The organism is Burkholderia sp. BCC1972 (genome assembly GCF_905339605.1).
Classification (GTDB): domain Bacteria; phylum Pseudomonadota; class Gammaproteobacteria; order Burkholderiales; family Burkholderiaceae; genus Burkholderia.
In genome coordinates, this window is record NZ_CAJPGH010000002.1 from 385,510 (window position 1) to 409,056 (window position 23,547).

Annotated in this window: 23 protein-coding genes; 18 read left to right on the forward strand and 5 right to left on the reverse strand. The window is 66.7% G+C overall.

The window, feature by feature from the left end:
• Positions 1 to 96: 96 nt before the first annotated feature.
• The gene (locus tag U5798_RS05195; RefSeq protein ID WP_124446778.1) at positions 97 to 1,176 is read right to left on the reverse strand and encodes a porin; all 1,080 of its coding nucleotides are present in this window, start codon (positions 1,174 to 1,176) and stop codon (positions 97 to 99) included.
• A 446-nt stretch (positions 1,177 to 1,622) separates the two neighbouring features.
• On the opposite strand from U5798_RS05195, the gene U5798_RS05200 reads away from it, so the two are divergent.
• The 15 genes from U5798_RS05200 to U5798_RS05270 all read left to right on the forward strand — a co-directional run bounded on the left by U5798_RS05200 (position 1,623) and on the right by U5798_RS05270 (position 15,671).
• Positions 1,623 to 1,940: a non-heme iron oxygenase ferredoxin subunit gene (locus tag U5798_RS05200; protein WP_124479326.1), complete on the forward strand. Its 318-nt coding sequence runs from the start codon at positions 1,623 to 1,625 to the stop codon at positions 1,938 to 1,940.
• 1 nt (position 1,941) lies between these two features.
• On the forward strand, positions 1,942 to 2,253 hold the full coding sequence (locus tag U5798_RS05205; protein WP_322081421.1) for a recombinase-like helix-turn-helix domain-containing protein: 312 nt from the start codon (positions 1,942 to 1,944) through the stop codon (positions 2,251 to 2,253).
• A 60-nt stretch (positions 2,254 to 2,313) separates the two neighbouring features.
• Entirely contained in the window at positions 2,314 to 3,384 is a 1,071-nt protein-coding gene (locus U5798_RS05210; RefSeq protein WP_322081422.1) for an aromatic ring-hydroxylating dioxygenase subunit alpha, read from the forward strand.
• The gene (locus U5798_RS05215; RefSeq protein WP_322081423.1) at positions 3,377 to 4,147 is read left to right on the forward strand and encodes an SDR family oxidoreductase; all 771 of its coding nucleotides are present in this window, start codon (positions 3,377 to 3,379) and stop codon (positions 4,145 to 4,147) included. The genes U5798_RS05210 and U5798_RS05215 overlap by 8 nt, the downstream gene beginning before the upstream one ends.
• Positions 4,148 to 4,176: 29 nt before the next feature.
• Complete coding sequence (locus U5798_RS05220) at positions 4,177 to 4,704, forward strand: cupin domain-containing protein (protein WP_124446787.1); 528 nt, start codon at positions 4,177 to 4,179, stop codon at positions 4,702 to 4,704.
• A gap of 18 nt (positions 4,705 to 4,722) precedes the next feature.
• A complete protein-coding gene (locus U5798_RS05225; protein WP_322081424.1) occupies positions 4,723 to 5,619 on the forward strand; it encodes an alpha/beta fold hydrolase in 897 nt (298 codons plus the stop codon).
• Positions 5,616 to 6,473: an IclR family transcriptional regulator gene (locus U5798_RS05230; RefSeq protein WP_124446791.1), complete on the forward strand. Its 858-nt coding sequence runs from the start codon at positions 5,616 to 5,618 to the stop codon at positions 6,471 to 6,473. Before U5798_RS05225 ends, U5798_RS05230 begins: the two co-directional genes overlap by 4 nt.
• Positions 6,470 to 7,267 carry an SDR family oxidoreductase gene (locus tag U5798_RS05235; protein ID WP_322081425.1) on the forward strand — a complete coding sequence of 266 codons (798 nt, stop codon included), beginning with the start codon at positions 6,470 to 6,472 and terminating at the stop codon, positions 7,265 to 7,267. Before U5798_RS05230 ends, U5798_RS05235 begins: the two co-directional genes overlap by 4 nt.
• Positions 7,260 to 8,927 (forward strand): thiamine pyrophosphate-binding protein, encoded by a 1,668-nt coding sequence (locus U5798_RS05240; protein ID WP_322081426.1) that lies wholly within the window; start codon positions 7,260 to 7,262, stop codon positions 8,925 to 8,927. The genes U5798_RS05235 and U5798_RS05240 overlap by 8 nt, the downstream gene beginning before the upstream one ends.
• Positions 8,920 to 9,747, forward strand: coding sequence for an aspartate dehydrogenase (locus tag U5798_RS05245; protein ID WP_322081427.1), 828 nt, complete (start codon positions 8,920 to 8,922; stop codon positions 9,745 to 9,747). The genes U5798_RS05240 and U5798_RS05245 overlap by 8 nt, the downstream gene beginning before the upstream one ends.
• A gap of 72 nt (positions 9,748 to 9,819) precedes the next feature.
• Positions 9,820 to 11,310, forward strand: coding sequence for an aldehyde dehydrogenase (locus U5798_RS05250; protein WP_322081428.1), 1,491 nt, complete (start codon positions 9,820 to 9,822; stop codon positions 11,308 to 11,310).
• Between the two features lie 18 nt (positions 11,311 to 11,328).
• Positions 11,329 to 12,291 carry a VOC family protein gene (locus U5798_RS05255; RefSeq protein WP_124446801.1) on the forward strand — a complete coding sequence of 321 codons (963 nt, stop codon included), beginning with the start codon at positions 11,329 to 11,331 and terminating at the stop codon, positions 12,289 to 12,291.
• Positions 12,288 to 13,532 (forward strand): NAD(P)/FAD-dependent oxidoreductase, encoded by a 1,245-nt coding sequence (locus U5798_RS05260; RefSeq protein ID WP_322081429.1) that lies wholly within the window; start codon positions 12,288 to 12,290, stop codon positions 13,530 to 13,532. Before U5798_RS05255 ends, U5798_RS05260 begins: the two co-directional genes overlap by 4 nt.
• Positions 13,533 to 13,559: 27 nt before the next feature.
• Positions 13,560 to 14,960, forward strand: coding sequence for an MFS transporter (locus U5798_RS05265; RefSeq protein WP_124446805.1), 1,401 nt, complete (start codon positions 13,560 to 13,562; stop codon positions 14,958 to 14,960).
• A 162-nt stretch (positions 14,961 to 15,122) separates the two neighbouring features.
• Positions 15,123 to 15,671, forward strand: a complete 549-nt coding sequence (locus U5798_RS05270; RefSeq protein WP_322081489.1) for a GNAT family N-acetyltransferase — start codon at positions 15,123 to 15,125, stop codon at positions 15,669 to 15,671.
• A gap of 126 nt (positions 15,672 to 15,797) precedes the next feature.
• Here the strand turns inward: U5798_RS05270 and U5798_RS05275 are convergent, their stop codons facing one another.
• Positions 15,798 to 16,724 (reverse strand): ADP-ribosylglycohydrolase family protein, encoded by a 927-nt coding sequence (locus U5798_RS05275; protein ID WP_322081430.1) that lies wholly within the window; start codon positions 16,722 to 16,724, stop codon positions 15,798 to 15,800.
• A 168-nt stretch (positions 16,725 to 16,892) separates the two neighbouring features.
• Complete coding sequence (locus U5798_RS05280) at positions 16,893 to 17,720, reverse strand: hypothetical protein (RefSeq protein ID WP_322081431.1); 828 nt, start codon at positions 17,718 to 17,720, stop codon at positions 16,893 to 16,895.
• Between the two features lie 391 nt (positions 17,721 to 18,111).
• Here U5798_RS05280 and U5798_RS05285 point away from each other — a divergent pair, with 391 nt between their 5' ends.
• Both U5798_RS05285 and U5798_RS05290 read left to right on the forward strand, forming a co-directional pair.
• Entirely contained in the window at positions 18,112 to 18,525 is a 414-nt protein-coding gene (locus tag U5798_RS05285; RefSeq protein WP_322081432.1) for a PPC domain-containing DNA-binding protein, read from the forward strand.
• Positions 18,526 to 18,600: 75 nt separating this feature from the next.
• Complete coding sequence (locus tag U5798_RS05290) at positions 18,601 to 19,110, forward strand: DUF4274 domain-containing protein (protein WP_124446812.1); 510 nt, start codon at positions 18,601 to 18,603, stop codon at positions 19,108 to 19,110.
• Between the two features lie 116 nt (positions 19,111 to 19,226).
• On the opposite strand, the gene acnB is transcribed toward U5798_RS05290, so the two are convergent.
• Positions 19,227 to 21,812: a bifunctional aconitate hydratase 2/2-methylisocitrate dehydratase gene (gene acnB, locus U5798_RS05295; RefSeq protein WP_322081433.1), complete on the reverse strand. Its 2,586-nt coding sequence runs from the start codon at positions 21,810 to 21,812 to the stop codon at positions 19,227 to 19,229.
• Positions 21,813 to 22,220: 408 nt separating this feature from the next.
• On the opposite strand from acnB, the gene U5798_RS05300 reads away from it, so the two are divergent.
• Complete coding sequence (locus U5798_RS05300) at positions 22,221 to 22,985, forward strand: BPL-N domain-containing protein (protein WP_322081434.1); 765 nt, start codon at positions 22,221 to 22,223, stop codon at positions 22,983 to 22,985.
• 22 nt (positions 22,986 to 23,007) lie between these two features.
• On the opposite strand, the gene U5798_RS05305 is transcribed toward U5798_RS05300, so the two are convergent.
• Positions 23,008 to 23,481 carry a nuclear transport factor 2 family protein gene (locus U5798_RS05305; RefSeq protein WP_322081490.1) on the reverse strand — a complete coding sequence of 158 codons (474 nt, stop codon included), beginning with the start codon at positions 23,479 to 23,481 and terminating at the stop codon, positions 23,008 to 23,010.
• Positions 23,482 to 23,547 lie beyond the last annotated feature (66 nt).

The following is a 23,547-nucleotide window of genomic DNA, read 5'->3' on the forward strand; positions in this document are numbered from 1 at the left end:
CGCTCATCGGACGGGCCGCTGCACGCGGCATCGCAAACGAAAAAGAGCGGCCCGCGGGCCGCTCTTTTCATTTCCGGCATCGAATCCCGGCACCGCTCAGAACGAGTGGTGGATGCCGGTCAGCACGATCACCTGGTTCGCGGTGCTCGACACGCCGGCCGTGAAGAACGCAGCCTTGGCGCCGCCCGAGCCGTGTTCGTAGAGCACGTTCGCATAGAGCTGCGTGCGTTTCGACAGCGCGTAGATGTCGCCGAGCTCGACCTGCGTCCAGCGGCGGCCGGCCAGTGTCGTCGTCGCCGCACCGCCCGCGATCGTGTTGAACGCGCTGCTGCGGTAGTTCACGCCCGCGTCGTAGCTCTGGAACGTATCCGAAAAGCCGTTCGACTGCATCTTCGTGCGCGTGTAGAGACCATGGACGAGGAAGTCGCCGAACTGGTAGGACGCGCCCGCGCCGATGTTCTCGACCTTGCTCGCGAGATAGCCGTTCGCGGTGTTCTGCCCCTGGAACGACGTGATACCGGTCGTGCCGATCAGGATCGAGCGGTCGTGCTCGTTCGAGTACACGGCCGACGCCTTGAACGGCCCGTTCGCGTAGTTCAGCGCGACGCCGACCGACTTGCCGGTCGAGAAGTTCGTCGTGTTGCCGAGCGCCAGCGTGGCCGCGGCCGAGAAGCCCGCGAAGGTCGGCGAACGGTACTTGATCGCGTTGTTGTACGGCACGTTGCCGGTCGCGGCGAGCCCGTCGATGTTGCCGGGGTGGAACGCGTACCAGCTCAACGCGAGATAGGCCGTGCTGAGCGGATCGAGATAGTCGAACGACAGCGGCGTCTGGCGGCCGAGCGTCAGCGTGCCGTAGCGGTCCGAGCTGAGGCCGACGAATGCCGCGCGGTTCCAGATCGTGTTCGCGGTCGCGAACTGGCCGTTGTTCGTATAGAAGCCGTTTTCGAGCTGGAAGATCGCCGACAGGCCGCTGCCGAGATCTTCCTTGCCCTTCAGGCCCCACCGGTCGGGCTGGGTGTTGCCCTGGATCATCGCCCACTTTGCATGGCCGCCGACGTTGTTCACGTAGGCGACGCCCGCATCCAGGCTGCCGTACAGCGTCACGCTGCTCTGCGCCCACGCGCCCGACGCGGCGCCCAATCCGATCACTGCTGCTGCTACCGCATGCTTGATCATTTGATCTCCTGAATCTCCAACCTGATGAAAACGTGCCGTGGCGTCGTGCGCGGGGACGGCCGTCCATTGCGCAGGGATTCGCCACTTGGCGGGCATTTGTTTGTTCCATATAAGGAACAATGTGCCTCTGGTGGAATGAAGTATAGATGCGTCAAGCGCCGGATCAAAAATAATTTTTTCGGGACGGAAGGGTTTCGTGCCGATGCTCGACGGCGGTGCAGCGTGTCTCGAAAAAGACGATAAATCCCCGCCACACAACAAAAAATTACATTCGACAAGGTAGTCGAGAGCGATTGCCGACCGGGTGGTCAGTGTTTTCCCTAGGACATGCAGCTTTTTGTTTTACTCGTGGAAAGTCACTTCTATAATCACCATCCATAAACTGATGTTCCGGATATGGAACAAATCGGAACAAACCGAGAGTCGATCAGAAGGAAGGGTGTGAGATGTCTGAGCAATGGATTTGCGCCGGTCACGCCGGCGCGCTGTCGGAAGACACGCCGATCGAGTTCAAGCGGACCGACGGCGTGGAAATCGGGATCTACCGCGTCGGCGACGACGTGTATGCGCTCGAGAACGTATGCCCGCATGCGTACGCGCTGCTGACGCAGGGCTTCGTCGACGAAGGCACGGTCGAATGCCCGCTGCACGAGGCCGTGTTCGACATCAGGACGGGTGCATGCCTGAAGGGTCCGGGTGGACGCGCGCTGAAGCAGTACGCGGTGCGCCTCGCCGGTGAAGAAATCCAAGTAAAGGTGGAATGACATGAAAGAAGCGACGGTCAACTTCAATCCCTTCCTGAAGCCGTGGGTGGCACCGCAGCCGAACAACGTCGCGGGCAAGGGGCAGATCGAGATCCCCGGCCAGGTCGAGAACCAGGTCTGGCAGAACCGCAAGGCCGCACCGACGCAGTACGAGAACGACCTCGGCGATGCGCTCGAACGCGTGTTCGAGAGCGGCGCAACCGAGCTGGACGATGTCGTCGCGGGCCTGAACCGCATCGGCTTCCGCGCGCCGGACGGCTCGGTTTGGACACCTGAGCGTTTCCGCGCCGAAATGGCCTCGCTCGCGGAATGAGCATACCGACCGCGCCGCGCGCCTGAGCGCCGACCCGACAACCGCATCCGGAGCACACTGATGACGTCCCCCGTAGAACACGCAGTCCAACACGACCCGGTCCGTGACTATCTCGACCGCGGCATCAAGAACTACTGGTATCCCGTTGCACCGAGCTGGCAGGTGTCGAACGCGCCCGTCGGCCTCACGCGCCTGTCCGAGCAGATCGTGCTGTGGCGCGATCACGACGGCAAGGTCCACGCGCTGGAAGATCGCTGCCCGCACCGCGGCGCGCGCCTGTCGCTCGGCTGGAACCTCGGCGGCAACATCGCGTGCTGGTATCACGGCATCGAAGTCGACGGCGGCGGCACGGTCAACCGCGTGCCGGCCGTGTCGAACTGTCCGCTCGAAGGCACGAAGTGCGTGAAGTCGTATCCGGTCGAAGAGAAGGCCGGCGCGATCTTCCTGTGGTTCGGCGATGAAGCGCACGGCGAGCCGGCGCCGCTGAACCTGCCCGAGGAACTGGTCGCCGACGAGTACGGCCACTTCCTGTGCGTGTCGAACTGGAAGTGCAATTACCAGTACGCGATCGACAACGTGATGGATCCGATGCACGGCGCGTATCTGCACGCCACCTCGCACTCGATGGCCGAAGGCGACAAGCAGGCCGACATGCGCGTGCGCAAGACGGAAACGGGCCTGATGTTCGAGAAGATCGGCCAGCGCGACGTGAACTTCGACTGGGTCGAGCTCGGCGAAACGGGCTGCCTGTGGATGCGCCTCGCGATTCCGTACAAGCAGAAGTTCGGCCCGGGCGGCAACTTCGGGATCATCGGCTTCGCGACGCCGGTCGACGGCGACAACTGCCAGGTCTATTTCTGGCGGACGCGCAAGGTCAGCGGCTGGCAGCGCGACGTGTGGCGCTTCATGTACCGCAACCGCCTCGAAGGCCTGCACTGGGACGTGCTCGAGCAGGACCGCTACGTCCTCGAAAGCCTCGCGCCGCACGCGCGCGATCACGAATACCTGTACCAGCACGACGTCGGCATCACGCGCGTGCGCCGGATGCTGCGCCAGCGTGCGCAGGAACACCTGTCCGCACTCGATGCGCATCGCGCGGCACAGGCCGCGTCGGAGCCCGCGAATGGCTGAGCTCGCTCCGGTCGTGTCGCTGCCGGGGCGCCGCGTGCTCGTCACGGGCGGTGCGCGCGGGCTCGGTGCGGCGTTCGTGAAGGCGCTCGTCGAAGCCGGCGCGCAGGTCGCGTTCGGCGACGTGCTCGTCGACGAGGGCCGTGCGCTGGCCGCCGAACTCACGCAAGCCGGCCACGTCGCGCATTTCTTCGCGCTCGACCTCGCCGATCCGGCCAGCATCGACGCGTTCGTCGCGCAGGGCGCGGCGGCGCTCGGCGGCATCGACGCACTGATCAACAACGCGGCGATCACGAACTCGGGCGGCAAGCTGTCCACGGAGCTCGACGTGTCGACGTGGGACGCCGTGATGAACGTGAACGTGCGCGGCGTGTGGCTCGTCAGCAATGCAGCGCTGCCGCACCTCGCGCAGTCGGGCCGCGGCGCGATCGTGAACCTCGCGTCGGACACCGCGCTGTGGGGCGCGCCGAAGCTGCTCGCGTACGTCGCGAGCAAGGGCGCGGTGATCGCGATGACGCATGCGCAGGCACGCGAGTTCGGCGCGCACGGCGTGACGGTCAACGCGATCGCGCCGGGGCTCACCGAAGTCGAGGCGACCGCCTACGTACCGGCCGAGCGTCATGCGTTCTACCTGCAGGGCCGCGCGCTGACACGCGCGCAGGTGCCCGACGACGTTACGGGCCCCGTGCTGTTCCTGCTGTCGGACGGCGCGCGCTTCGTGACGGGTCAATTGCTGCCGGTGAACGGCGGCTTCGTAATGAATTGATGTTTTCACACTGAATGAAGGAGAGGACGATGGCGGACGCCGATCTCGAACGCAAGTCGTGGGACCAGCCGGAAGGCGCAAGCTTCGACGACTGGATGGAAGGGCGCGTCGCGCGTTACGCGACGCGGCGCTACGACTGGGACGCGCTGAAGTTCCAGGCCGACTACGACCCGAAGTACCGCCGTGCGCAGATGCGCTACGTCGGTACGGGCGGCACGGGCGTCGCGAAGGACGTCAACACGGTGCCGGCCGGCGGCTTCACGTTCTCGACGATGGTCATCCCGGCCGGCAACATCGGCCCGAGCCACATCCACATGGACGTCGAGGAAATCTTCTTCGTGCTGCGCGGCAAGATGAAGGTGATCTGCGAGCGCGACGGCGAGACCTGGGAAGCGGTCCTCGGCGAGCGCGACCTGATCTCGGTGCCGCCGGGCGTGTATCGCACGGAAATCAACATCGGCGAGGAAGATGCGCTGATGTGCGTGATGCTCGGTTCGCCGAAGCCGGTCACGCCGACGTATCCGCCCGATTCGCCGCTCGCGAAGATCAAGCGTTGAGACGGAGCCGGTGAAGCAATGAGTGTCATCGACAAACGTGAACGCGACCGCACCGCGGCGTTCGCCGCGCTGCTCGGGCGGTTTCCCGAGCAGCGTTGCGCAACCGGCGCGGCGGGCACGATCGGCTACCGCGAGGCCGGCGCGCAGCATGCGGGCCGTGCGCTGCCCGTCGTGCTGCTGCACGGGATCGGCTCGGGCGCCGCATCGTGGGTCCGCCAGCTCGACACGCTCGGCGCGTCGCGCCGCGTGCTCGCGTGGGATGCGCCCGGCTACGGCGTGTCGACGCCCGTGCACGGCGCGTCGCCGGCCGCCGCCGATTACGCGGCATCGCTTGACGCGTGGCTCGAGGCACTCGGCATCGAGCGTTGCGTGCTGGTCGGTCATTCGCTCGGCGCGATCATTGCGGGCGGTCTCGCCCGCGTGATGCCCGCGCGGATCGCCGGCCTGCTGCTCGTGTCGCCCGCGGGCGGCTACGGCAGCGCACCGGCCGAAACGCGCGAATCGCGCCGCGACGCGCGGCTCGCGATGCTCGCGGAACTCGGCCCGGCCGGGCTCGCCGAGCAGCGCAGCGGCAACATGCTGTCCGGTTTCGCGAACGAGGATGCAAAGGCGTGGGTGCGCTGGAACATGGCGCGCGTCGTGCCGGCCGGCTACGCGCAGGCCACGCATCTGCTCGCGAACGCCGATCTCGCCGCCGATCTCGCCGGCTTTCGCGGCCGTACGGCCGTGGCCGTCGGTGCGAACGACGCGATCACGCCGCCCGCCGCGTGCGAGCGGATCGCCGCGGCCGCGCACGTCGCGCTGCAGGTGATTCCGCAAGCCGGTCATGCCGGCTACGTGGAGGCACCGGCCGTTTATTCCGCGCTGATCGAAACGTTCTGCCGCCAGTGCGACCAACAGCGGGGGCAGGCATGAGCGAACCGCTGGAACAACCGGTTTCCGACAACGCGAAGTCCGACGCCGGCTATGTGGTGCCCGGCCTCGAACGCGGGTTGCGGATCCTCGCCGAATTCTCGCCGCGCGAGCCCGTGCTCGGCGCGCCCGAATTGTCGAAGCGGCTCGGCATTCCGCGCACGACGGTGTTCCGTCTGCTGCAGACGCTGGAATCGCTCGGCTTCCTCGAGCGTGCGGACAAGGATCGCAACTACAAGCTCGGGATCGCCGTGCTGCGGCTCGGCTTCGAATACCTGAGCTCGCTGGAGCTGACCGATCTCGGCCTGCCGGTGATCGAAAGCCTGCGCGATGCGACCGGCTTCACGACGCACATCGTGATCCGCGACGGCCGCGACGTGGTGTTCGTCGCGAAGGCGCAGAGCCAGTCGCCGGTGTTCAGCTCGATCCGCGTGAACGTCGGCACGCGCCTGCCCGCGCATGCGACGACCCACGGCCACGTGCTGATGGGCGACCTGTCGCTGAAGGAGCTGCACGCGCTGTATCCGGAAGGCGCGCTGAACCGGATGACGAACGCGACGCCGGAAACGGTCGACGCGCTGTACGAAGTAATCCGCGAGGATGCGCTGCGCGGCTACGGCGTCAGCAATTCGTCGTTCGAGCGCGGGATTTCGGTGGTGACGGCGCCGGTGCGAAACGAGACGCAGAAGATCGTCGCGTGCATCACGGTGACGGTGCCGCGTCCGGAAATCGACGCGGCGCTGATCGCGGACGGACTGATCGACAAGGTGCAGCGCGCGGCGGCGGAACTGTCGCGGCGGCTCAATTACCGCTCGGATGACGAGCACACGTTTCTGAAAGCATTAGGACTCCGATGATCCAGATCGATCTGACCGGGCAGGTTGCGGTAGTGACGGGCGGTTCGTCCGGCATTGGCCTCGCGACGGCCGAACGGTTCCTGCAGGCCGGTGCGTCGGTTGCCATCTGCGGCCGCGACAGCGACCGCCTTGCACGCGCCGAAGCGATGCTGCGCGACAGGTACGCCGATGCGCAACTGCTGGCCGCACGCTGCAACGTGCTCGACGAAGCCGACGTGACTGCGTTCGCACAAGCGGTATCCGCCCGCTTCGGCCGCGCCGACATGCTGGTCAACAACGCCGGCCAGGGCCGCGTGTCGACCTTCGCGGATACGACCGACGACGCATGGCGCGAAGAACTCGAACTGAAGTACTTCAGTATCATCCGCCCGACGCGTGCGTTCCTGCCGCTGCTGCGCGACGCTCAGGCGCCGACGATCACCTGCGTGAACTCGCTGCTTGCATTGCAGCCCGAGCCGCACATGGTCGCGACGTCGTCGGCGCGCGCGGGCGTGCTGAGCCTCGTGAAGTCGCTCGCGACCGAGCTGGCGCCGCAACGCATCCGCGTGAACTCGATCCTGATCGGCATCGTCGAGTCGGGGCAGTGGCGCCGTCGCTACGAAACGCAGGCACAACCCGGCGAAAGCTGGGAAGACTGGACGGGCGCGCTCGCCCGCAAGAAGAACATTCCGCTGAATCGCTTCGGCAAGCCTGACGAGGCCGCCTGGGCACTGTTTTATCTCGCAACGCATCTGTCGTCGTACACGACGGGCAGCCATATCGACGTTTCTGGAGGCTTTGCACGCCATGTCTAAAAAAACCACGGTTGGCGAGCTGATTGCCGCCTTTCTCGAGCAGTGCGGCGTGAAAACCGCATTCGGTGTCATCTCGATCCACAACATGCCGATCCTCGACGCGATCAACTCGCGCGGCAACATCCGGTATGTCGGCGCGCGCGGTGAAGCCGGTGCGTTGAACATGGCCGACGGCCTGGCCCGCGTGTCGGGCGGCCTCGGCGTCGCGTTCACGAGTACGGGCACGGCGGCCGGCAACGCGGCCGGCGCGATGGTCGAGGCACTGACGGCCGGCACCGCGCTGCTGCACGTGACGGGGCAGATCGAGACGCCTTACCTCGATCAGGATCTGGCGTACATCCACGAAGCCCCCGACCAGCTGTCGATGCTCGACTCGATCTCGAAGGCCGCGTTCCGCGTGCGGACGGTCGAAACCGTGCTGCCGACAATCCGCGAAGCCGTGCGCATCGCGCAAACCGCGCCGACGGGCCCCGTATCGGTCGAGATTCCGATCGACATCCAGGCGGCTGAAATCGAGTGGCCGGAGGACCTCGCGCCGGCGCATGTCGCGGTGCACGAGCACGATTCCGCACGCGTCGCGAAGCTCGCCGACGCACTCGCGGCGAAGCGCCGCCCGCTGCTGTGGCTCGGCGGCGGCGCGCGCCATGCACGCGCGGAAGTCGAGCGTCTCGTGAAGCTCGGTTTCGGCGTTGTGACGAGCGTGCAGGGCCGCGGCGTGCTGCCCGAGGATCACCCGGCGACGCTCGGCGCGTTCAACGTGCATGCGGCCGTCGAAGCGTTCTACAAGACCTGCGACGCGCTCGTGGTCGTCGGTTCGCGCCTGCGCGGCAACGAGACGCTGAAATACAAGCTCGCGCTGCCGCAGCCGCTGTTCCGCGTCGATGCCGACGCGCTCGCCGACAACCGCGGCTATCGCAACGAACTGTTCGTGCATGGCGATTCGAAGCGCGTGCTGGCCGAGCTGGCCGACCGCCTCGAAGGCCGCCTGTCGGTCGAGCCGCAATTCGCGGCCGATCTCGCGGCGGCGCGCGAGCAGGCCGTCGCCAGCGTGGCGGAGGGCCTCGGGCCCTACAAGAAGCTCGTCGACACGCTGCAGGGTGCGATCGGCCGCGACTACAACTGGGTGCGTGACGTGACGATCTCGAACAGCACATGGGGCAACCGCCTGCTGAAGATCTTCGAGCCGCGCTCGGGCGTGCATGCGCTCGGCGGCGGCATCGGCCAGGGCATCCAGATGGGCATCGGCGCGGCGCTCGCGGGCGCGGCCGCGAAGACGGTCTGCCTGGTCGGCGACGGCGGCCTGATGGTCAACGTCGGCGAGCTCGTCACGGCCGTGCAGGAAAACGCGAACGTGATGATCGTGCTGATGAACGACCAGTGCTACGGCGTGATCCGCAACATCCAGGACGCGCACTACGGCGGCCGCCGCTGCTTCGTGCAGCTGCACCAGCCCGATTTCGCGCAGTTCTGCGCGAGCTTCGGCCTCGCGCACTACCGGATCACGTCGCTCGACGACGCAGAAGCGATCGTGCGCGAAGGAATGGCGCAGGAAGGGCCGGTGATGGTCGAAGTCGACATGCTGTCGGTCGGCTCGTTCGCATCGAACTTCGCGGGCCCGCCGGTGAAGAAGGAAGAACCGACGGAGCGCCAGTATGCGTAACGGGCAAAAGCGGGACCACGCACCTGTCGACGTCGCGATGATCGGTTTCGGTGCGATCGGCGCGGCCGTGTACCAGGCGGTCGCTCACGATGCGTCGCTGCGCGTCGCGCACGTGATCGTGCCGGAACACCAGCGCGCGGCGGTGCAGGGCGTGCTCGGCAGCGCGGTGGAGGTCGTGTCGTCGGTCGACGCATTGGCCCGCCGCCCCGAGTTCGCGCTCGAATGCGCCGGTCACGGCGCGCTCGTCGATCACGTCGTGCCGCTCCTGAAGGCCGGCACCGACTGCGCGGTCGCCTCGATCGGCGCGCTGTCCGATCTCGCGCTGCTCGACCTGCTGTCGCAGGCGGCCGAGGAAGGCGGCACGACGGTGACGCTGCTGTCGGGCGCGATCGGCGGCATCGACGCGCTGGCGTCCGCGAAGCAGGGCGGGCTCGACGAAGTGCTGTACGTCGGCCGCAAGCCGCCGCTCGGCTGGCTCGGTACGCCGGCCGAGGCATTGTGCGACCTGCATGCGATGACCGGGGAACAGGTGATCTTCGAAGGCACCGCGCGCGACGCCGCGCGGCTGTATCCGAAGAACGCGAACGTCGCGGCAACCGTCGCGCTGGCGGGCCTCGGCCTCGACGCGACGCGCGTGCGCCTGATTGCCGATCCGGCGGTCGAGCGCAACGTGCACCGCTTCACCGCGCGCGGCGCGTTCGGCGAGATGTCGCTGGAGATGAGCGGCAAGCCGCTGCCCGACAACCCGAAGACGTCCGCGCTGACGGCGTTCAGCGCGATCCGTGCGCTGCGCAACCGCGCGGCCCGCTGCGTGATCTGACCGGGCCTTGGACCGTCCGCCCGCGCCACGGCGAGGGCGGACGCGCAGAGACAGATTTGTGGGACTTGTGACATGACTCCTTTCGATACGAGCCTCGTACCCGACGGCAACATCCTGATCGGCGGCGAGTGGCGGCGCGGCCGTGGCGCGCCCTACGCGAGCATCTATCCGGCCGACCAGTCGCTGAACATGGAAGTGTCGACGGCGAACGCGGAAGACGCGGCCGAAGCCGTCGAGGCCGCCGACGCCGCGTGGCGCCGCGCCGACTGGGCCGGGCTGAAGCCGCACCAGCGCGCGCAGGTGCTGTACCGCATCGCCGACCTGATCATGCAGCGCCACGAGGCGCTCGCGAACCTGCAGCGTCGCGACAACGGCAAGCCGATCGGCGAGACGCGCGTGCTGGTGGCCAGCGCCGCGAACACGTTCCGCTATTTCGCGGCGTGCCTCGAAACGCTCGACGAGGAGCTGACGCCGTCGCGCGGCGACTACCTGACGATGAGCGTGTACGAGCCGATCGGCGTGATCGCGGCGATCACGCCGTGGAATTCGCCGATCGCATCCGATGCGCAGAAGCTCGCACCGGCGCTCGCCGGCGGCAATGCAGTCGTGCTCAAGCCGGCCGAGGTCACGCCGCTCGTGTCGCTCGCGCTGGCGCGCATCTGCGAGGAAGCCGGCGTACCGAAGGGCGTGCTGAGCGTGCTGCCGGGCAAGGGCTCCGTGATCGGCGACGTGCTCGTGCGTCATCCGCTCGTGAAGAAGGTGTCGTTCACTGGTGGTACCGAAGTGGGCCGCGGCATCGCGCGCATCGCGGCCGAGAAGCTGATGCCCGTGTCGCTCGAGCTCGGCGGCAAGTCGCCGACGATCGTGTGCGACGACGCCGATCTCGATCACGCGGTCAACGGCGTGCTGTACGGCATCTTCAGTTCGTCGGGCGAGGCGTGCATCGCAGGTTCGCGGCTGTTCGTGCAGCGCGCGGTATACGACGAATTCATGAAACGCCTGGTGGCCGGCGCCCGCAAGCTGCGCGTGGGCGACCCGACGCGGCCCGACACGCAGATGGGGCCGCTGATCACCGCGAAGCATCGCGAATCGGTCGAGCGCTACGTCGCGCTCGGCCTCGAGGAAGGCGGCCGCCTGCTGTGCGGCGGCGAGCGGCCGTCGGGCGACGGGCGCGAGCACGGTTTCTTCTATCAGCCGACCATTCTCGAAGGCTTGCCGAACAGCGCGCGCATCTGCCAGGAGGAAATTTTCGGGCCCGTGCTCGTCGCGATGCCGTTCGACGACGAAGCGTCGCTGATCGTGCAGGCGAACGACAGTGTGTTCGGCCTGGCAGCCGGCATCTGGACGCGCGACTACAAGCGTGCATGGCGCATCGCGCGCGCGCTGGAGACGGGCACCGTGTGGATCAACACGTACAAGCTGTTCTCGATCTCCACGCCGTTCTCGGGCTGGAAGGAGAGCGGGATGGGGCGCGAGAAAGGGCGCCTCGGCATCCGCGAGTACATGCAGCAGAAGAGCCTCTACTGGGGCTTGAACGACGCGCCGCTGCCGTGGGCGAACTGAGCGAAGGGGAATGACGCAATGAGCATTTTGGGAATCGAGCAGATCACGTACGGCGTCGACGACCTCGCGACCTGCCGGCGCTTTTTCGCCGACTGGGGGATGAAGGAAGTCGCGCACGACGATACGCGCGCGCGTTTCGAGACGCTGAACGGCTGCACCGTACTGGCCGTCAAGGCCGACGATCCGGCGCTGCCGCCTGCATTCGAAGCAGGCCCGACGCTGCGGGAAGTCACGTGGGGCGTCGCGACGCAGGGCGAGCTCGACGCGCTGCGAACGAAGCTCGCCGGCCAGCCCGGCTACTACGCGCAGGACGATGCGGTCGGCTGCATCGACCCGAACGGGATGGCGATCCGCGTCGAAGTCACGCGCAAGCGCGAACTCGACATCACGGGCTCGCCGTCGAACGTATGGGGCCGGACGCTGCGCGTCGACCAGCCGAGCCCGATCTATGCGCGCGCCGAGCCGGTCGAGGTCGGCCATGTCGTGTTCTTCACGAACTGCCTCGACGCGCAGGAAAAGTTCTATCACGAGCTGCTCGGCTTCGAGACGTCGGACCGTTATCCGGGCCGCGGCGCGTTCATGCGCTGCGCGCCGCACGGCGGCCACCACGACCTGTTCCTGCTCGCGCTGCCGAATGGCAAGCGCGGCCTGAACCACGTCGCGTTCACCGTGCGCGACATCCATGAAGTGTTCGGCGGCGGCATGCACATCGACCGCTGCGGCTGGGAAACGCAACTCGGCCCGGGCCGCCATCCCGTGTCGTCCGCGTACTTCTGGTACTTCCAGAATCCGGCCGGCGGCCTGATCGAGTACTACGCGGACGAAGACATGCTGACGCCCGAGTGGCAGCCGCGAGAATTCGAGCCGGGCCCGACCGTGTTCGCCGAATGGGCCGTCGACGGCGGCCTCGACGGCAATACGCGCCGGCAGAAGAACGCGCAGGCGCCGGAAGGCAAGTTCATGACGGAGCGCAAATCGTGAGCGAAACGAACTCGCAGGAATCGGCCGCACCTGGCACGGTCGTCGTGATCGGCGGCGGCCAGGCCGCCGGCTGGGTGCTGAAGACGCTGCGCGCGGAAGGGTTCGCGGGCCGCCTCGTGATGATCGCCGACGAGCCGCATCTGCCGTACGAGCGCCCGCCGCTGTCGAAAGCCGTGCTGGCCGGCGACGCCGACATCGAAACCGTGCGTGTCGTGCGTCCCGACGAATTCGACGCGCTGAACGTCGAAGCGTGGCAGCCGGAACGCGCGGCCTCGATCGATCGCGCACGCCGCGTGGTGACGACCGCAAGCGGTCGCGAGATCGAATACGACCGGCTCGTGATCGCGACCGGCGGCACGTCGCGCCGCTTGCCCGGTGCAATCGTCAGCACACCGAACCTGCATTACCTGCGCACGCTCGACGAAGCGGCCGCGCTCGGCGAAAAGCTGCGTGCGAGCCGGCGCGTGCTCGTGATCGGCGGCGGCTGGATCGGCCTCGAAGTCGCGGCGACCGCGCGCAAGCTCGGCGTCGACGCGGTCGTGGTCGAAGGCGCGCCGCGCCTGTGCGGCCGCTCGGTGCCGCAGATCGTATCGGATTTCCTGCTCGACCTGCATCGTTCGAACGGCGTCGACGTGCGGACGGGCGCGGCGCTCGCGTCGCTCGACGCGCAGCCCGGCGATGCATCGAAGGTGCGCGCGACGCTCGCCGACGGCACGACGATCGACGCAGACTTCGCGGTGGCCGGCATCGGCCTCGCACTGAACGCGTCGCTCGCGAGCGATGCGGGGCTGGCGGTCGACGACGGCATCGTCGTCGACGAATACGGCGCGACCAGCGACCCGGCGATCTTCGCGTGCGGCGACGTCGCGAACCATCACAACGGCTGGCTGAAGCGGCGCGTGCGGCTCGAATCGTGGGCCAACGCGCAGAACCAGGCGATCGCGGCGGCGAAGGCCGTGCTCGGCGTGCGCGCACCGTACGCGGAGATACCGTGGTTCTGGTCCGATCAGTACGACGTGAACCTGCAGATCCTCGGCGATCTGCCGGCCGATGCGCAGCTCGTCGTGCGCGGCGATCTCGCCGCGCGCCGTGCGACGCTGTTTTTTGTGGGCGACGGGCATGTGAGAGGTGTCATCGCCGTGAACAACGCGCGCGAGCTGAAGCTCGCACGCAAGTGGATGAACCAGGGCCGGGCAGTGGATACGGAAGCCCTGGCAGACACGACCCAAGCGCTTGCCTGACCGGCGAAAGACCAGGAGACACCCCGCATGAGCACTTTCGACAATGTCGTGGCCGGTCGCGCCACGATGGAAGCTGCCGCCTCCACGCCCGGCGCGATCATCGCGCGGCTCGAGCGGCTTCCGGCCAACGCGATGCAGATCCGCGCGCGCGTGCTGATCGGCACCGCGACGTTCTTCGACGGCTTCGACGTGATCACGATCGCGGCGACGCTGCCGTTGCTGATCCACAAATGGGGGCTGTCGCCGACGCAGATCGGCATGCTGATCGCGTCCGGCGCGATCGGCCAGCTGATCGGCGCTTTCCTGTTTCCGGCGCTCGCGGAAAAGCACGGCCGCGTGAAGGCGATCGCGTGGAGCTCGGCCGTGATCGGCGTCACGAGCATCGCGTGCGGCTTCGCGCCGACCTTCGAGGTGTTCGTGCTGCTGCGGATCCTGCAGGGGCTCGGGCTCGGCGGCGAACTGCCGGTCGCCGCGACGTACATCAACGAGATCACGCGCGCGCATGGCCGCGGCCGTTTCGTGCTGCTGTACGAGATCGTGTTCCCGATCGGCCTGCTCGTGTCGATGGCGCTCGGCGCGTGGCTCGTGCCGCGCTTCGGCTGGGAAATCATGTACTTCGTCGGCGGGTTGCCGCTGATCCTGTCGCTCGTGCTCACGCACCTCGTGCCGGAATCGCCGCGCTGGCTCGCGTCGCGCGGGCGGCTCCCGGAAGCCGGGCGCGCGGTGGGCGTGTTCGAAGCGTCGGTGCGCGGCGAACTGCCGCCCGTCACGCAGGTGGCCGCGTTCGACGAGATGGTGCGCCAGCATCCGAAGCGCAAGATGAGCGACCTGTTCAGCGCGGCCTATCGCAAGCGTACGCTCGCGGTGGCGACGTTGTGGGCGACCTGCGGGTTCATTCAGTACGGGCTGTCGACGTGGTTGCCGACGATCTACAAGAACTTCTATCACGCGCCGCTGCAGCTCGCGCTGAACCTCGCGGTGATCGGCTCGGTGATGGGCGTGCTCGGCTCGCTGGCGTCGGCGCTGCTGGTCGACAAGCTCGGCCGCAAGCCGGTGATCGTGTGGTCGTTCGTGCTGTGCGCGCTGTCGCTGGCGCTCGCGGGTGTCTATCATGCGTCGTCGGTGTATGTCGTCGCGATCTTCTGCTCGCTGTCGCTCGGGTTGATGGCGTCGGGGTTCATCACCGCGTACGTCTATACGCCGGAGCAGTATCCGACGAGCATTCGCGCATCGGGCTGCGGGCTCGGCAGCGCGTGGCTGAAGATCGCGTCGTTCGTCGCACCGATGGTCGTGCCGCACGCGATCATCGGCGGGAACCTCGCGCCGGCGTTCTACCTGATCGGCATCGTGCCGCTGATCGCGGCGGTGACCGTGCACTTCGTCGGGATCGAGACGAAGGGGAAGGTGCTGGAGGCGCTGGAGGCGTGAGTGTCTTCCGCTGCGGTGGATGGAGTGAACCGAAAGGCCCGGGCGATGCTCTCCAGGCTTTTTTTCGGGGCTGCTCCCGCAGCGGCGCGCAGGGTGCGCGCGATTGTTGGGGCACGGCGGGCGTGTTCTAATGCACGGTCCCGATTTCGTCAGACCATGGCCATGCCCTTGTTCGAACCCGTCACGCTGCATACCTCGCGCCTCGTCCTGCGGCCGCTTCGCGACGCCGACGCACAGGCTTTCTTCGAGATCTGGTCCGATGCGGAAGCGATGCGCTATTTCTCGTTCTCGCCGATGACGCAGATCGAGCAGGCCGAGGCGCGCGTCGCGCGCAACCTGCAGACGTCGGCGACGGGGCAGGACCTGATTTGCGTGCTCGAATTGCGGGAAACCGGCGAAGCGCTCGGCGAATGCGTGCTGTTCCACGCGAACGAGCAATGCCGGCGCGCGGAGATCGGCTTCAGCCTGCGGCGCACGTTCTGGCGCGGCGGATACATGCGCGAAGCGGCGTCGGCCATGATCGATCATGCGTTCGGCACGCTGCGGCTGAACCGGATCGAGGCCGATATCGATCCGCGCAACGTCGCGTCGGCACAGCTGCTCGAACGGCTCGGCTTCGTCCGGGAAGGGCTGCTTCGCGAACGCTGGATCGTCGGTGACGAAGTGTCGGACAGCGCGCTGTACGGGTTGCTGGCGAGCGATCGTCGCTGATGCGGCTGCGGCTGCTGCGAGCTATTTCGCGGCAGGGACGATCACGCACGTGTTGATGCAACTGCACGGGGCAATCGGGTTCGGCTCGAGAGGTTCGATTCAACTGACGGCCGGTGATGGGTGTGCTCACAGCTTCGCGAGCCAGCCCTCGACCTTGTCTTTCCCGCGCAGCGTTGCAACCCAACGTTCAGGTAGCGCATGTTCGCCGTACAGCACGCCGGCGAGGCTGCCTGCGATGGCCGCCGTCGTATCCGTATCGTTGCCAAGCGCGATCGCGCGTTTCACGCAATCCTCGTAGCTGCCCGTCGACAGCAGGCAATGGATCGCCGACCAGAAGCTGTCGACCACATAGCCCGATCCTTGCGGCGCGTCGAAGCGGCCGTCGAGCACGATCTTCAGTTCGATTTCGTCGGCCGTGCCTTCGTGGCGCGCGAGCAGTTCATCCTCGGCCGCGCGGACAGCATCGGGCGCTGGCTGGCCGTCGACGATTCCGAGGGCCGTCAGGCAATAGAGTGCGCAACACAGCTGCGAACGCACGTGGCCGTGCGTGACGATGCTTTGCTTGTGCGCGAGCCGGATCGCGTCGTCGCGCGACGCGGCGACCATCACGACGGGGAAGCAGCGCATCAGCGAGCCGTTGCCGTTGTCGCGCTCGTTGCCGGGCCCGGCCACTGCGGGCGCGGCGCCCGCCGCCAGCGCGTGGAACGCGCGCTGCGTCTGCAGGCCGACGTCGAATACGCGGCCGTCCGGCGTGAATGCGCCGCGATGAAACCAGTCCAGCAGGTTGCCGGCGAACGTATCGAGATTCAGGTCGCGCTCGCGCAGCAGCGCGTCGAGCAGCGCGAGCGCCTGCGCGCCGTCGTCGCTCCAGGTGCCGGGCGGCACGCCGTCGTGTGCGCGCGCGAAGCCCGGCGGCGGGGTCATGTCGATCGCGGCAGGCGGCGGAATCGACGCGGCGTCGTGGAATTCGTACGGCACGCCGAGCGCGTCGCCGATCAGCAGGCCAAGCAGGCCGCCGCGCAGGCGGGATCTTCGGTTCGGAGTCGGTGTCATCAAAGGGAGTTCGGGTTGCGGCGGCTTGCGTCGCGCAAGACCGTGCACAAGACCTTGAGTTGAACTCCGTCATTATGCCGTCGCCGCCAATTGGCGTACTTTCAGACTGTTCGCCGGGCGCCTTCGCGCGGTGGCGGCCGCAGTCGTCGTTGAAACGACCCGCGACGATTACGTCAACGCTCGCCCGGCCGCCACGTCGACAGGCACTTCGCGCTCCAGTGCCTTGGCGGCGAGTTCCCCGACCCAGTCTGCATCGGCGGGATCGACGACGCCATATTGGTCCGGCGGAAAAAAAGCATGGTGGTGGGCCGCCGCAGTCAGGCGTTCACATTCGGCGTGAGACAGCAGGTAGGACGTCACGGTCAATGGCGCCGCCGGTCCACTCCATCTCGATCCGATGCGGATATGGGTGCGTGGCGCAAACGCCATTGCCAATTCTCGCCGCGGGATCAATCGTTTCGTCTCCGAGGGGAACGTTGGCGGCGCGTACCAATTGTCTGCCGCAATTCGATGATCCAGCACCAGCCAATGACCGACGGATGTTCGGGCCAGGATCCACTGCCTGAGTCGGGTCTTGCTGGATTTGAGCTTGCCGTCGATCCATTCCTCGACGTAGAGGGGCTCCGGATCGTAGTCGTCCGACCACACGACGATTGCCGAACATAGCGTATGGCGCTCCAATTCGACATGCCCGTTGGACGGCATTTCGCGCCAGTACCGCTGTCGGGTACCGTACGTCGCGACGCACCAGTTCAGGCCGATCCACGCTGCGATGAAGAGCGCCGTGACCCATATGACGGTGACGGCTGTTTCGCCCACCGCTCGATCCATATCAAAGGCCGGATCGACCATTCCGCGGTAAGCAAGCATACCCAGCAAATACGCGAGCACCGGGATCACCGGCCCGACTACGACCGGCAGCATCAGAATGGCGAGCCAGTTCCGGACATGCACGGTCCCCGCCGACTTGGCGCGTGCACGCTCCTCATCGCTCATCGCCGTGACTTCCCGCGCGGCAATGTCGTCGCTCGGGGTGTGGAACCGCTCATACGTATTCTGGCATGTGGGCATTCGACGGGGCGTGCGATGAAAGGGTGCGATAAAGCAGGGATTTCCTCGAGGAACTGATTCTTGCATACGTTAGGGTCGATTTTCAGACGCACGTGTGCGCGTTCCGTACGTCAACAAACCGATGCGCTGCGGCTGGTACGAAACCATGCCACAGGGGGCCGTATGCGCGGGTGACCCAGAGAGTGGAACGGCAGCGGATGAAACGACGTCCGGAAGACACCGACGCGCGGGGATTATCGAGTGTGGATGACTTGCCGGATTCACGGGGCGAACGTACGCTTGGTCGATACCGCGATCGACCCACAGGTTCTCGACCATGCAAGCCCATCCTTTGCGTCTTTCCCCCGGCGACGATCTGCGCGGCGCCATCGAGGCAGCGCTACACCAGCATGAAGCGCAGGCGGCCTTCGTGATCCAGGGCATCGGCAGCCTGAGCGTCGCGCAGTTGCGCTTCGCCGGCGTCGACCAGCCGGCCGAGCTGCGCGGCGACCTCGAAATCCTGACACTGGCCGGCTCGGTGTCGCCGGACGGCGCGCACCTGCACATGTCCATCTCGGATGCGGACGGCCGCGTGACGGGCGGCCATGTCGCGAGCGGTTGCGTGGTGCGCACGACGGCCGAGATCCTGCTTGCGCTGCTGCCCGCGCATCGCTTCTCGCGCGAACTCGACGCGGGCACCGGCTTCAACGAACTGGTGATCCGCCCCGAGCCGGGCGGCGATGCCGCGTGAGTGTCGCGAAGCAGCGCTAGAATCGCGCGTTATTCGACGCTTTCCGCCATTCACTCTTCTGCAAGGCCGCCGTCCATGGACGATTCCGAAATCGAACCAAAAGTGTGGGAAATCGTGCGTACCTGGCTCGAGGGCGCGACGCCCGAGCAATGGCACCGGTTCGCCGCGCGCTCCAATTACGACGGCAACGGCCGCGCGTTGCGCTGGCTGCTCGACAACCGCAACATCGATCGTGCCACCGCGCTGCTGATCTACTGGAATCTCGGCGCCGCATGGTTCGTGCAGTACGCGAGCGAAAGCGACCTGGGCGACGCGTCATATCAACTGGACACGTTCCGGCTGGTGCGCGAAGTCGAGCAGCGTTACGCGGAAGGCTATTACGCCGATCACGGCATCTGGTTCGACCCGCATGACTTCGAAGGTGCGGGCCCGAACGACTATCCCGATGTACCGGTCGCGCGGCCGGTGCCGGCACTGATGCTACAGCCGACCAACGGCCGCGAGTATGTCGATCTCGACGAGGAAGGGTACGACGAGGGCTTGCCGTTCGAGGTGGCCGAGCGGATTTTCGCGCTTTACGACTGACTAGGCCGCGACGGCCAACCGGCGCCGGATAAAAAAATGGCGTCGCGGGCATTCAGCCTGCGACGCCATTGCGTGGCGCTGCGACGTCGACCACCCGCCGCAGCCCGACTGCGTGCTTACAGCTGCACGGTGTCGGCCACTTCCTTGAAGTCTTCGATCTGGTCGAAGTTCATGTACTGGTAGATCTTGTCGCCGTTCGCGGTGAGCACGCCCATGTCGGCCATGTACTCTTCCTTGGTCGGAATCTTGCCCAGACGCGAGCAGATTGCCGCCAGTTCCGCCGAGCCGAGATACACGTTCGTGTTCTTGCCGAGACGGTTCGGGAAGTTGCGGGTCGACGTCGACATGACCGTCGCGCCTTCGCGCACCTGAGCCTGGTTACCCATGCACAGCGAGCAGCCCGGCATTTCGGTACGCGCACCGGCCGTGCCGAACACGCCGTAGTGGCCTTCTTCCGTCAGCTGCTTCTGGTCCATCTTGGTCGGCGGCGCGACCCACAGCTTGACCGGAATGTCGCGCTTGCCTTCCAGCAGCTTCGACGCGGCACGGAAGTGACCGATGTTGGTCATGCACGAACCGATGAACACTTCGTCGATCTTCGCACCGGCGACGTCGGACAGCGTCTTCACGTCGTCCGGATCGTTCGGGCACGCGACGATCGGCTCGTGGATGTCGGCGAGGTCGATCTCGATGACGGCTGCGTACTCGGCGTCGGCATCCGGCGACAGGAGTTGCGGGTCGGCCAGCCATTGTTCCATCGCCGCGATACGGCGCTGCAGGCTGCGCGGATCCTGGTAGCCCTGCGCGATCATCCACTTCAGCAGCGTGATGTTGCTGTTCAGGTACTCGATGATCGGTTCCTTGTTCAGGTGCACCGAGCAGCCGGCGGCCGAACGCTCGGCCGACGCATCCGACAGCTCGAACGCTTGCTCGACCTTCAGGTCGGGCAGGCCTTCGATTTCGAGGATGCGGCCCGAGAAGATGTTCTTCTTGCCTTGCTTGGCGACCGTCAGCACGCCTTGCTTGATCGCGTACAGCGGGATCGCGTTGACGAGGTCACGCAGCGTGACGCCCGGCTGCATCTTGCCCTTGAAGCGGACCAGCACCGATTCCGGCATGTCCAGCGGCATCGTGCCGGTGGCGGCCGCGAACGCGACCAGGCCCGAACCTGCCGGGAAGCTGATGCCGATCGGGAAGCGCGTGTGCGAATCGCCGCCGGTGCCGACGGTGTCGGGCAGCAGCATGCGGTTCAGCCACGAGTGGATCACGCCGTCGCCCGGGCGCAGCGCGATGCCGCCGCGCGTGCTGATGAAGTTCGGCAGCGTCTGGTGCGTCTTCACGTCGACCGGCTTCGGATACGCGGCGGTGTGGCAGAACGACTGCATCACGAGGTCGGCCGAGAAGCCGAGGCACGCGAGGTCCTTCAGTTCGTCGCGGGTCATCGGGCCCGTGGTGTCCTGCGAGCCGACCGAGGTCATCTTCGGTTCGCAGTACGTGCCCGGGCGCACGCCCTGGCCTTCCGGCAGACCGCATGCGCGGCCGACCATCTTCTGCGCGAGCGAGAAGCCCTTGCCGCTGTCGGCCGGCTGGTGCGGCAGGCGGAACAGCGTCGACGGCGCGAGGCCGAGCGCTTCACGTGCCTTCGCGGTCAGGCCGCGGCCGATGATCAGCGGAATGCGGCCGCCGGCGCGCACTTCGTCGAACAGCACGTCGGACTTGACCTGGAATTCGGCGATGACCTTGCCGTCCTTCAGCGCCTTGCCTTCGTACGGGCGCAGTTCGACCACGTCGCCCATTTCCATCTGCGACACGTCGAGCTCGATCGGCAGCGCGCCGGCATCTTCCATCGTGTTGTAGAAGATCGGGGCGATCTTGCCGCCGAGGCACACGCCGCCGAAGCGCTTGTTCGGGACGAACGGGATGTCTTCGCCGGTGAACCACAGCACCGAGTTGGTGGCCGACTTGCGCGAGGAGCCGGTGCCGACCACGTCGCCCACGTAGGCGACCAGGTGACCCTTTTCCTTCAGCGATTCGATGAACTTGACCGGGCCGCGCTTGCCGTCTTCTTCCGGCGTGATGCCCGGGCGTGCATTCTTCAGCATCGCCAGCGCGTGCATCGGGATGTCCGGGCGGGTGGTGGCGTCCGGCGCCGGCGACAGGTCGTCGGTGTTGGTTTCGCCCGTCACCTTGAACACGGTGATGGTCAGGCTTTGCGGCACTTCCGGGCGGCTCGTGAACCATTCGGCATCGGCCCAGCTCTGCAGCACGGCCTTCGCGTGCGCGTTGCCCTTGTCGGCGAGTTCCTTCACGTCATGGAACTGGTCGAACATCAGCAGGGTTTTCTTCAGCGCGTCGGCTGCGACGGCCGCGACGGCGTCGTCGGACAGCAGTTCGATCAGCGGCTGGATGTTGTAGCCGCCCAGCATCGTGCCGAGCAGTTCGGTCGCGCGTGCACGCGAGATCAGCGGGCAGGCGGTCTCGCCCTTGGCCACGGCGGCCAGGAAGCCGGCCTTCACGCGGGCGGCTTCGTCGACGCCTGCGGGTACGCGATGGGTGATCAGGTCGACGAGCGTCTGCTCTTCGCCGGCCGGCGGGTTCGTCAGCAATTCGACCAGTTCGGCGGTCTGCTGAGCCGTCAGCGGCAGGGGAGGAATACCGAGCGCGGCGCGGGCGGCCACGTGAGCACGAAAGTTTTCAAGCATGGGGAGACCTGCTGATATTGCGTTTGAGGGGAAGGCCTTGCCGGCACTCCGGGGCTATTCCAGGCACTGCTTTGAGCGGGATTCTAATCTCAATGGTCTGGAACGTCAAATGTCTTATGTCTTATATAAGAGTTGGCAGGCGAAGGACCGGGGGCCGTGGCCGCATGGCGGAAGCGGCCTTGTCTGGCGTGGCTCGATGGGCGGGTTGTCGGGGCGGGCTCAGGTTGCCGACGGCGCACATTTCTGCACATGCACGCAGGAAACGGTACACACGCGGCGCTTTCGCGCGTCTACGCTTCCTGCCACGCAGCTTGCGATCGGCGTTCGAAAACGCAGGGCGGGATTTGGCGCGTGCCCGTCGATTCGTCCCGTGCGGCTGCGGTCCTTCTTACTCGGGTGATCAGGAACATGCGATCCAGCGATTCGATTTTCGTGGTGATGGCGCTTGTCGCGTCGTCGGTCGTTCAGGCGGCGACCGCCGGCGACGAAGCGCGTCGCGAGGCCAGCCGGCCCGTCGCGCTGGTCTATCGCGGCCCCGCCGCGTGCGATGGCTGCCCCGAGACGATCGCCAGCCGCCTGCGGGAATCGGACTACAAATTCCGGGTGATCTACGTCGGCCCCGCGGAAAAGCTCAGGATCACGCCCGCGGCGCTGGCCGGTGCCGCGCTCTATGTGCAGCCCGGCGGCGGCCAGGACATTGCTGGCGCGGCAGCCAGCATCGGCCGAAATGAAATCCGGGCCGTGCGGCGATACGTAGCGAACGGCGGTCGATACCTCGGGCTCTGCATGGGCGCCTACCTGGCCGGCGGACAGGGTTTCGGGCTGGTCGCCGGCGAGATCGACTCCGAGGTCGACCGGCCGGGTTCGACGCTTCACGGCATCGCCGACACGGTGACGCCGGTCGTCTGGCGCGGGAAAAAACGCTGGATCTACTATCAGGACGGCGCGAGGCTCCCGGTAGCGCCGATCGGCTCCGGCGGGATCGTGCTGGCGATCTACCCGAACAAGGACATCGCGGCCGCCACGTACCGTTACGGCAAAGGGCGCGTCGGCCTTGCCGGCCCGCATCCGGAGGCCGACGAAAGCTGGTATCGCCAGAATGGTCTCGAGAATCCGGACGGCGTAGTGCCGGACATGGCCTACGACCTGATCAACGCGACGATGAAGCCGTAGCGAAGCGGCCGCGGCGTGCGGCTTATCGCCGTTTGGCGCGATACGCGTCGAGATTTTTCCGTGCCTGCGCGCGGATTGCGCGCTGCACGAATGGCGTCCAGCCGAGCAGCGCGCCCTTCGGCCCGAGCGCCTGACGCGCCCAGCGCCACAGGCCGAAACTGTCGCGATGCTCGACGATGCGCCCGTCGCGAAACCGGAACCGTGCGTCGATCCGGTTGACCACCATGCGGCCTGTCGCGGTGAACCGGTAGTGCGCGATCCACTCCGCGCGGCCGGCCTGCTCGTCGGCGGCGACTTCGCCGAACGTCAACGAGAAATCCTGCGCTCGCGCGACGAGCATGCGCCACATGTCGCGAGCGAGGTCGCCGCGCAGTTCGCCGAACGCGGGATCGCTGAAGACGATGTCGTCGGCATAGCAGGCAAGCATCGCGTCGATGTCGCGCTGCTGGAAGGCCGTGTAGAAACGCTGGATCAGTTCGGTGTTCGGATGGCTCATCTGTTGATTGGCTGTCGTTGTAGATGATGCGGAGTCTCGGCGTTCGGCCGGAGGCCGAAGGACGGG

Bases quoted from the DNA above. Each gene is read 5' to 3' on its own strand.
- U5798_RS05195 (WP_124446778.1), bottom strand. From the start codon at position 1,176: ATGATCAAGCATGCGGTAGCAGCAGCAGTGATCGGATTGGGCGCCGCG.
- U5798_RS05200 (WP_124479326.1), top strand. From the start codon at position 1,623: ATGTCTGAGCAATGGATTTGCGCCGGTCACGCCGGCGCGCTGTCGGAA.
- U5798_RS05205 (WP_322081421.1), top strand. From the start codon at position 1,942: ATGAAAGAAGCGACGGTCAACTTCAATCCCTTCCTGAAGCCGTGGGTG.
- U5798_RS05210 (WP_322081422.1), top strand. From the start codon at position 2,314: ATGACGTCCCCCGTAGAACACGCAGTCCAACACGACCCGGTCCGTGAC.
- U5798_RS05215 (WP_322081423.1), top strand. From the start codon at position 3,377: ATGGCTGAGCTCGCTCCGGTCGTGTCGCTGCCGGGGCGCCGCGTGCTC.
- U5798_RS05220 (WP_124446787.1), top strand. From the start codon at position 4,177: ATGGCGGACGCCGATCTCGAACGCAAGTCGTGGGACCAGCCGGAAGGC.
- U5798_RS05225 (WP_322081424.1), top strand. From the start codon at position 4,723: ATGAGTGTCATCGACAAACGTGAACGCGACCGCACCGCGGCGTTCGCC.
- U5798_RS05230 (WP_124446791.1), top strand. From the start codon at position 5,616: ATGAGCGAACCGCTGGAACAACCGGTTTCCGACAACGCGAAGTCCGAC.
- U5798_RS05235 (WP_322081425.1), top strand. From the start codon at position 6,470: ATGATCCAGATCGATCTGACCGGGCAGGTTGCGGTAGTGACGGGCGGT.
- U5798_RS05240 (WP_322081426.1), top strand. From the start codon at position 7,260: ATGTCTAAAAAAACCACGGTTGGCGAGCTGATTGCCGCCTTTCTCGAG.
- U5798_RS05245 (WP_322081427.1), top strand. From the start codon at position 8,920: ATGCGTAACGGGCAAAAGCGGGACCACGCACCTGTCGACGTCGCGATG.
- U5798_RS05250 (WP_322081428.1), top strand. From the start codon at position 9,820: ATGACTCCTTTCGATACGAGCCTCGTACCCGACGGCAACATCCTGATC.
- U5798_RS05255 (WP_124446801.1), top strand. From the start codon at position 11,329: ATGAGCATTTTGGGAATCGAGCAGATCACGTACGGCGTCGACGACCTC.
- U5798_RS05265 (WP_124446805.1), top strand. From the start codon at position 13,560: ATGAGCACTTTCGACAATGTCGTGGCCGGTCGCGCCACGATGGAAGCT.
- U5798_RS05270 (WP_322081489.1), top strand. From the start codon at position 15,123: ATGCCCTTGTTCGAACCCGTCACGCTGCATACCTCGCGCCTCGTCCTG.
- U5798_RS05275 (WP_322081430.1), bottom strand. From the start codon at position 16,724: ATGACACCGACTCCGAACCGAAGATCCCGCCTGCGCGGCGGCCTGCTT.
- U5798_RS05280 (WP_322081431.1), bottom strand. From the start codon at position 17,720: ATGAGCGATGAGGAGCGTGCACGCGCCAAGTCGGCGGGGACCGTGCAT.
- U5798_RS05285 (WP_322081432.1), top strand. From the start codon at position 18,112: ATGCAAGCCCATCCTTTGCGTCTTTCCCCCGGCGACGATCTGCGCGGC.
- U5798_RS05290 (WP_124446812.1), top strand. From the start codon at position 18,601: ATGGACGATTCCGAAATCGAACCAAAAGTGTGGGAAATCGTGCGTACC.
- acnB (WP_322081433.1), bottom strand. From the start codon at position 21,812: ATGCTTGAAAACTTTCGTGCTCACGTGGCCGCCCGCGCCGCGCTCGGT.
- U5798_RS05300 (WP_322081434.1), top strand. From the start codon at position 22,221: ATGCGATCCAGCGATTCGATTTTCGTGGTGATGGCGCTTGTCGCGTCG.
- U5798_RS05305 (WP_322081490.1), bottom strand. From the start codon at position 23,481: ATGAGCCATCCGAACACCGAACTGATCCAGCGTTTCTACACGGCCTTC.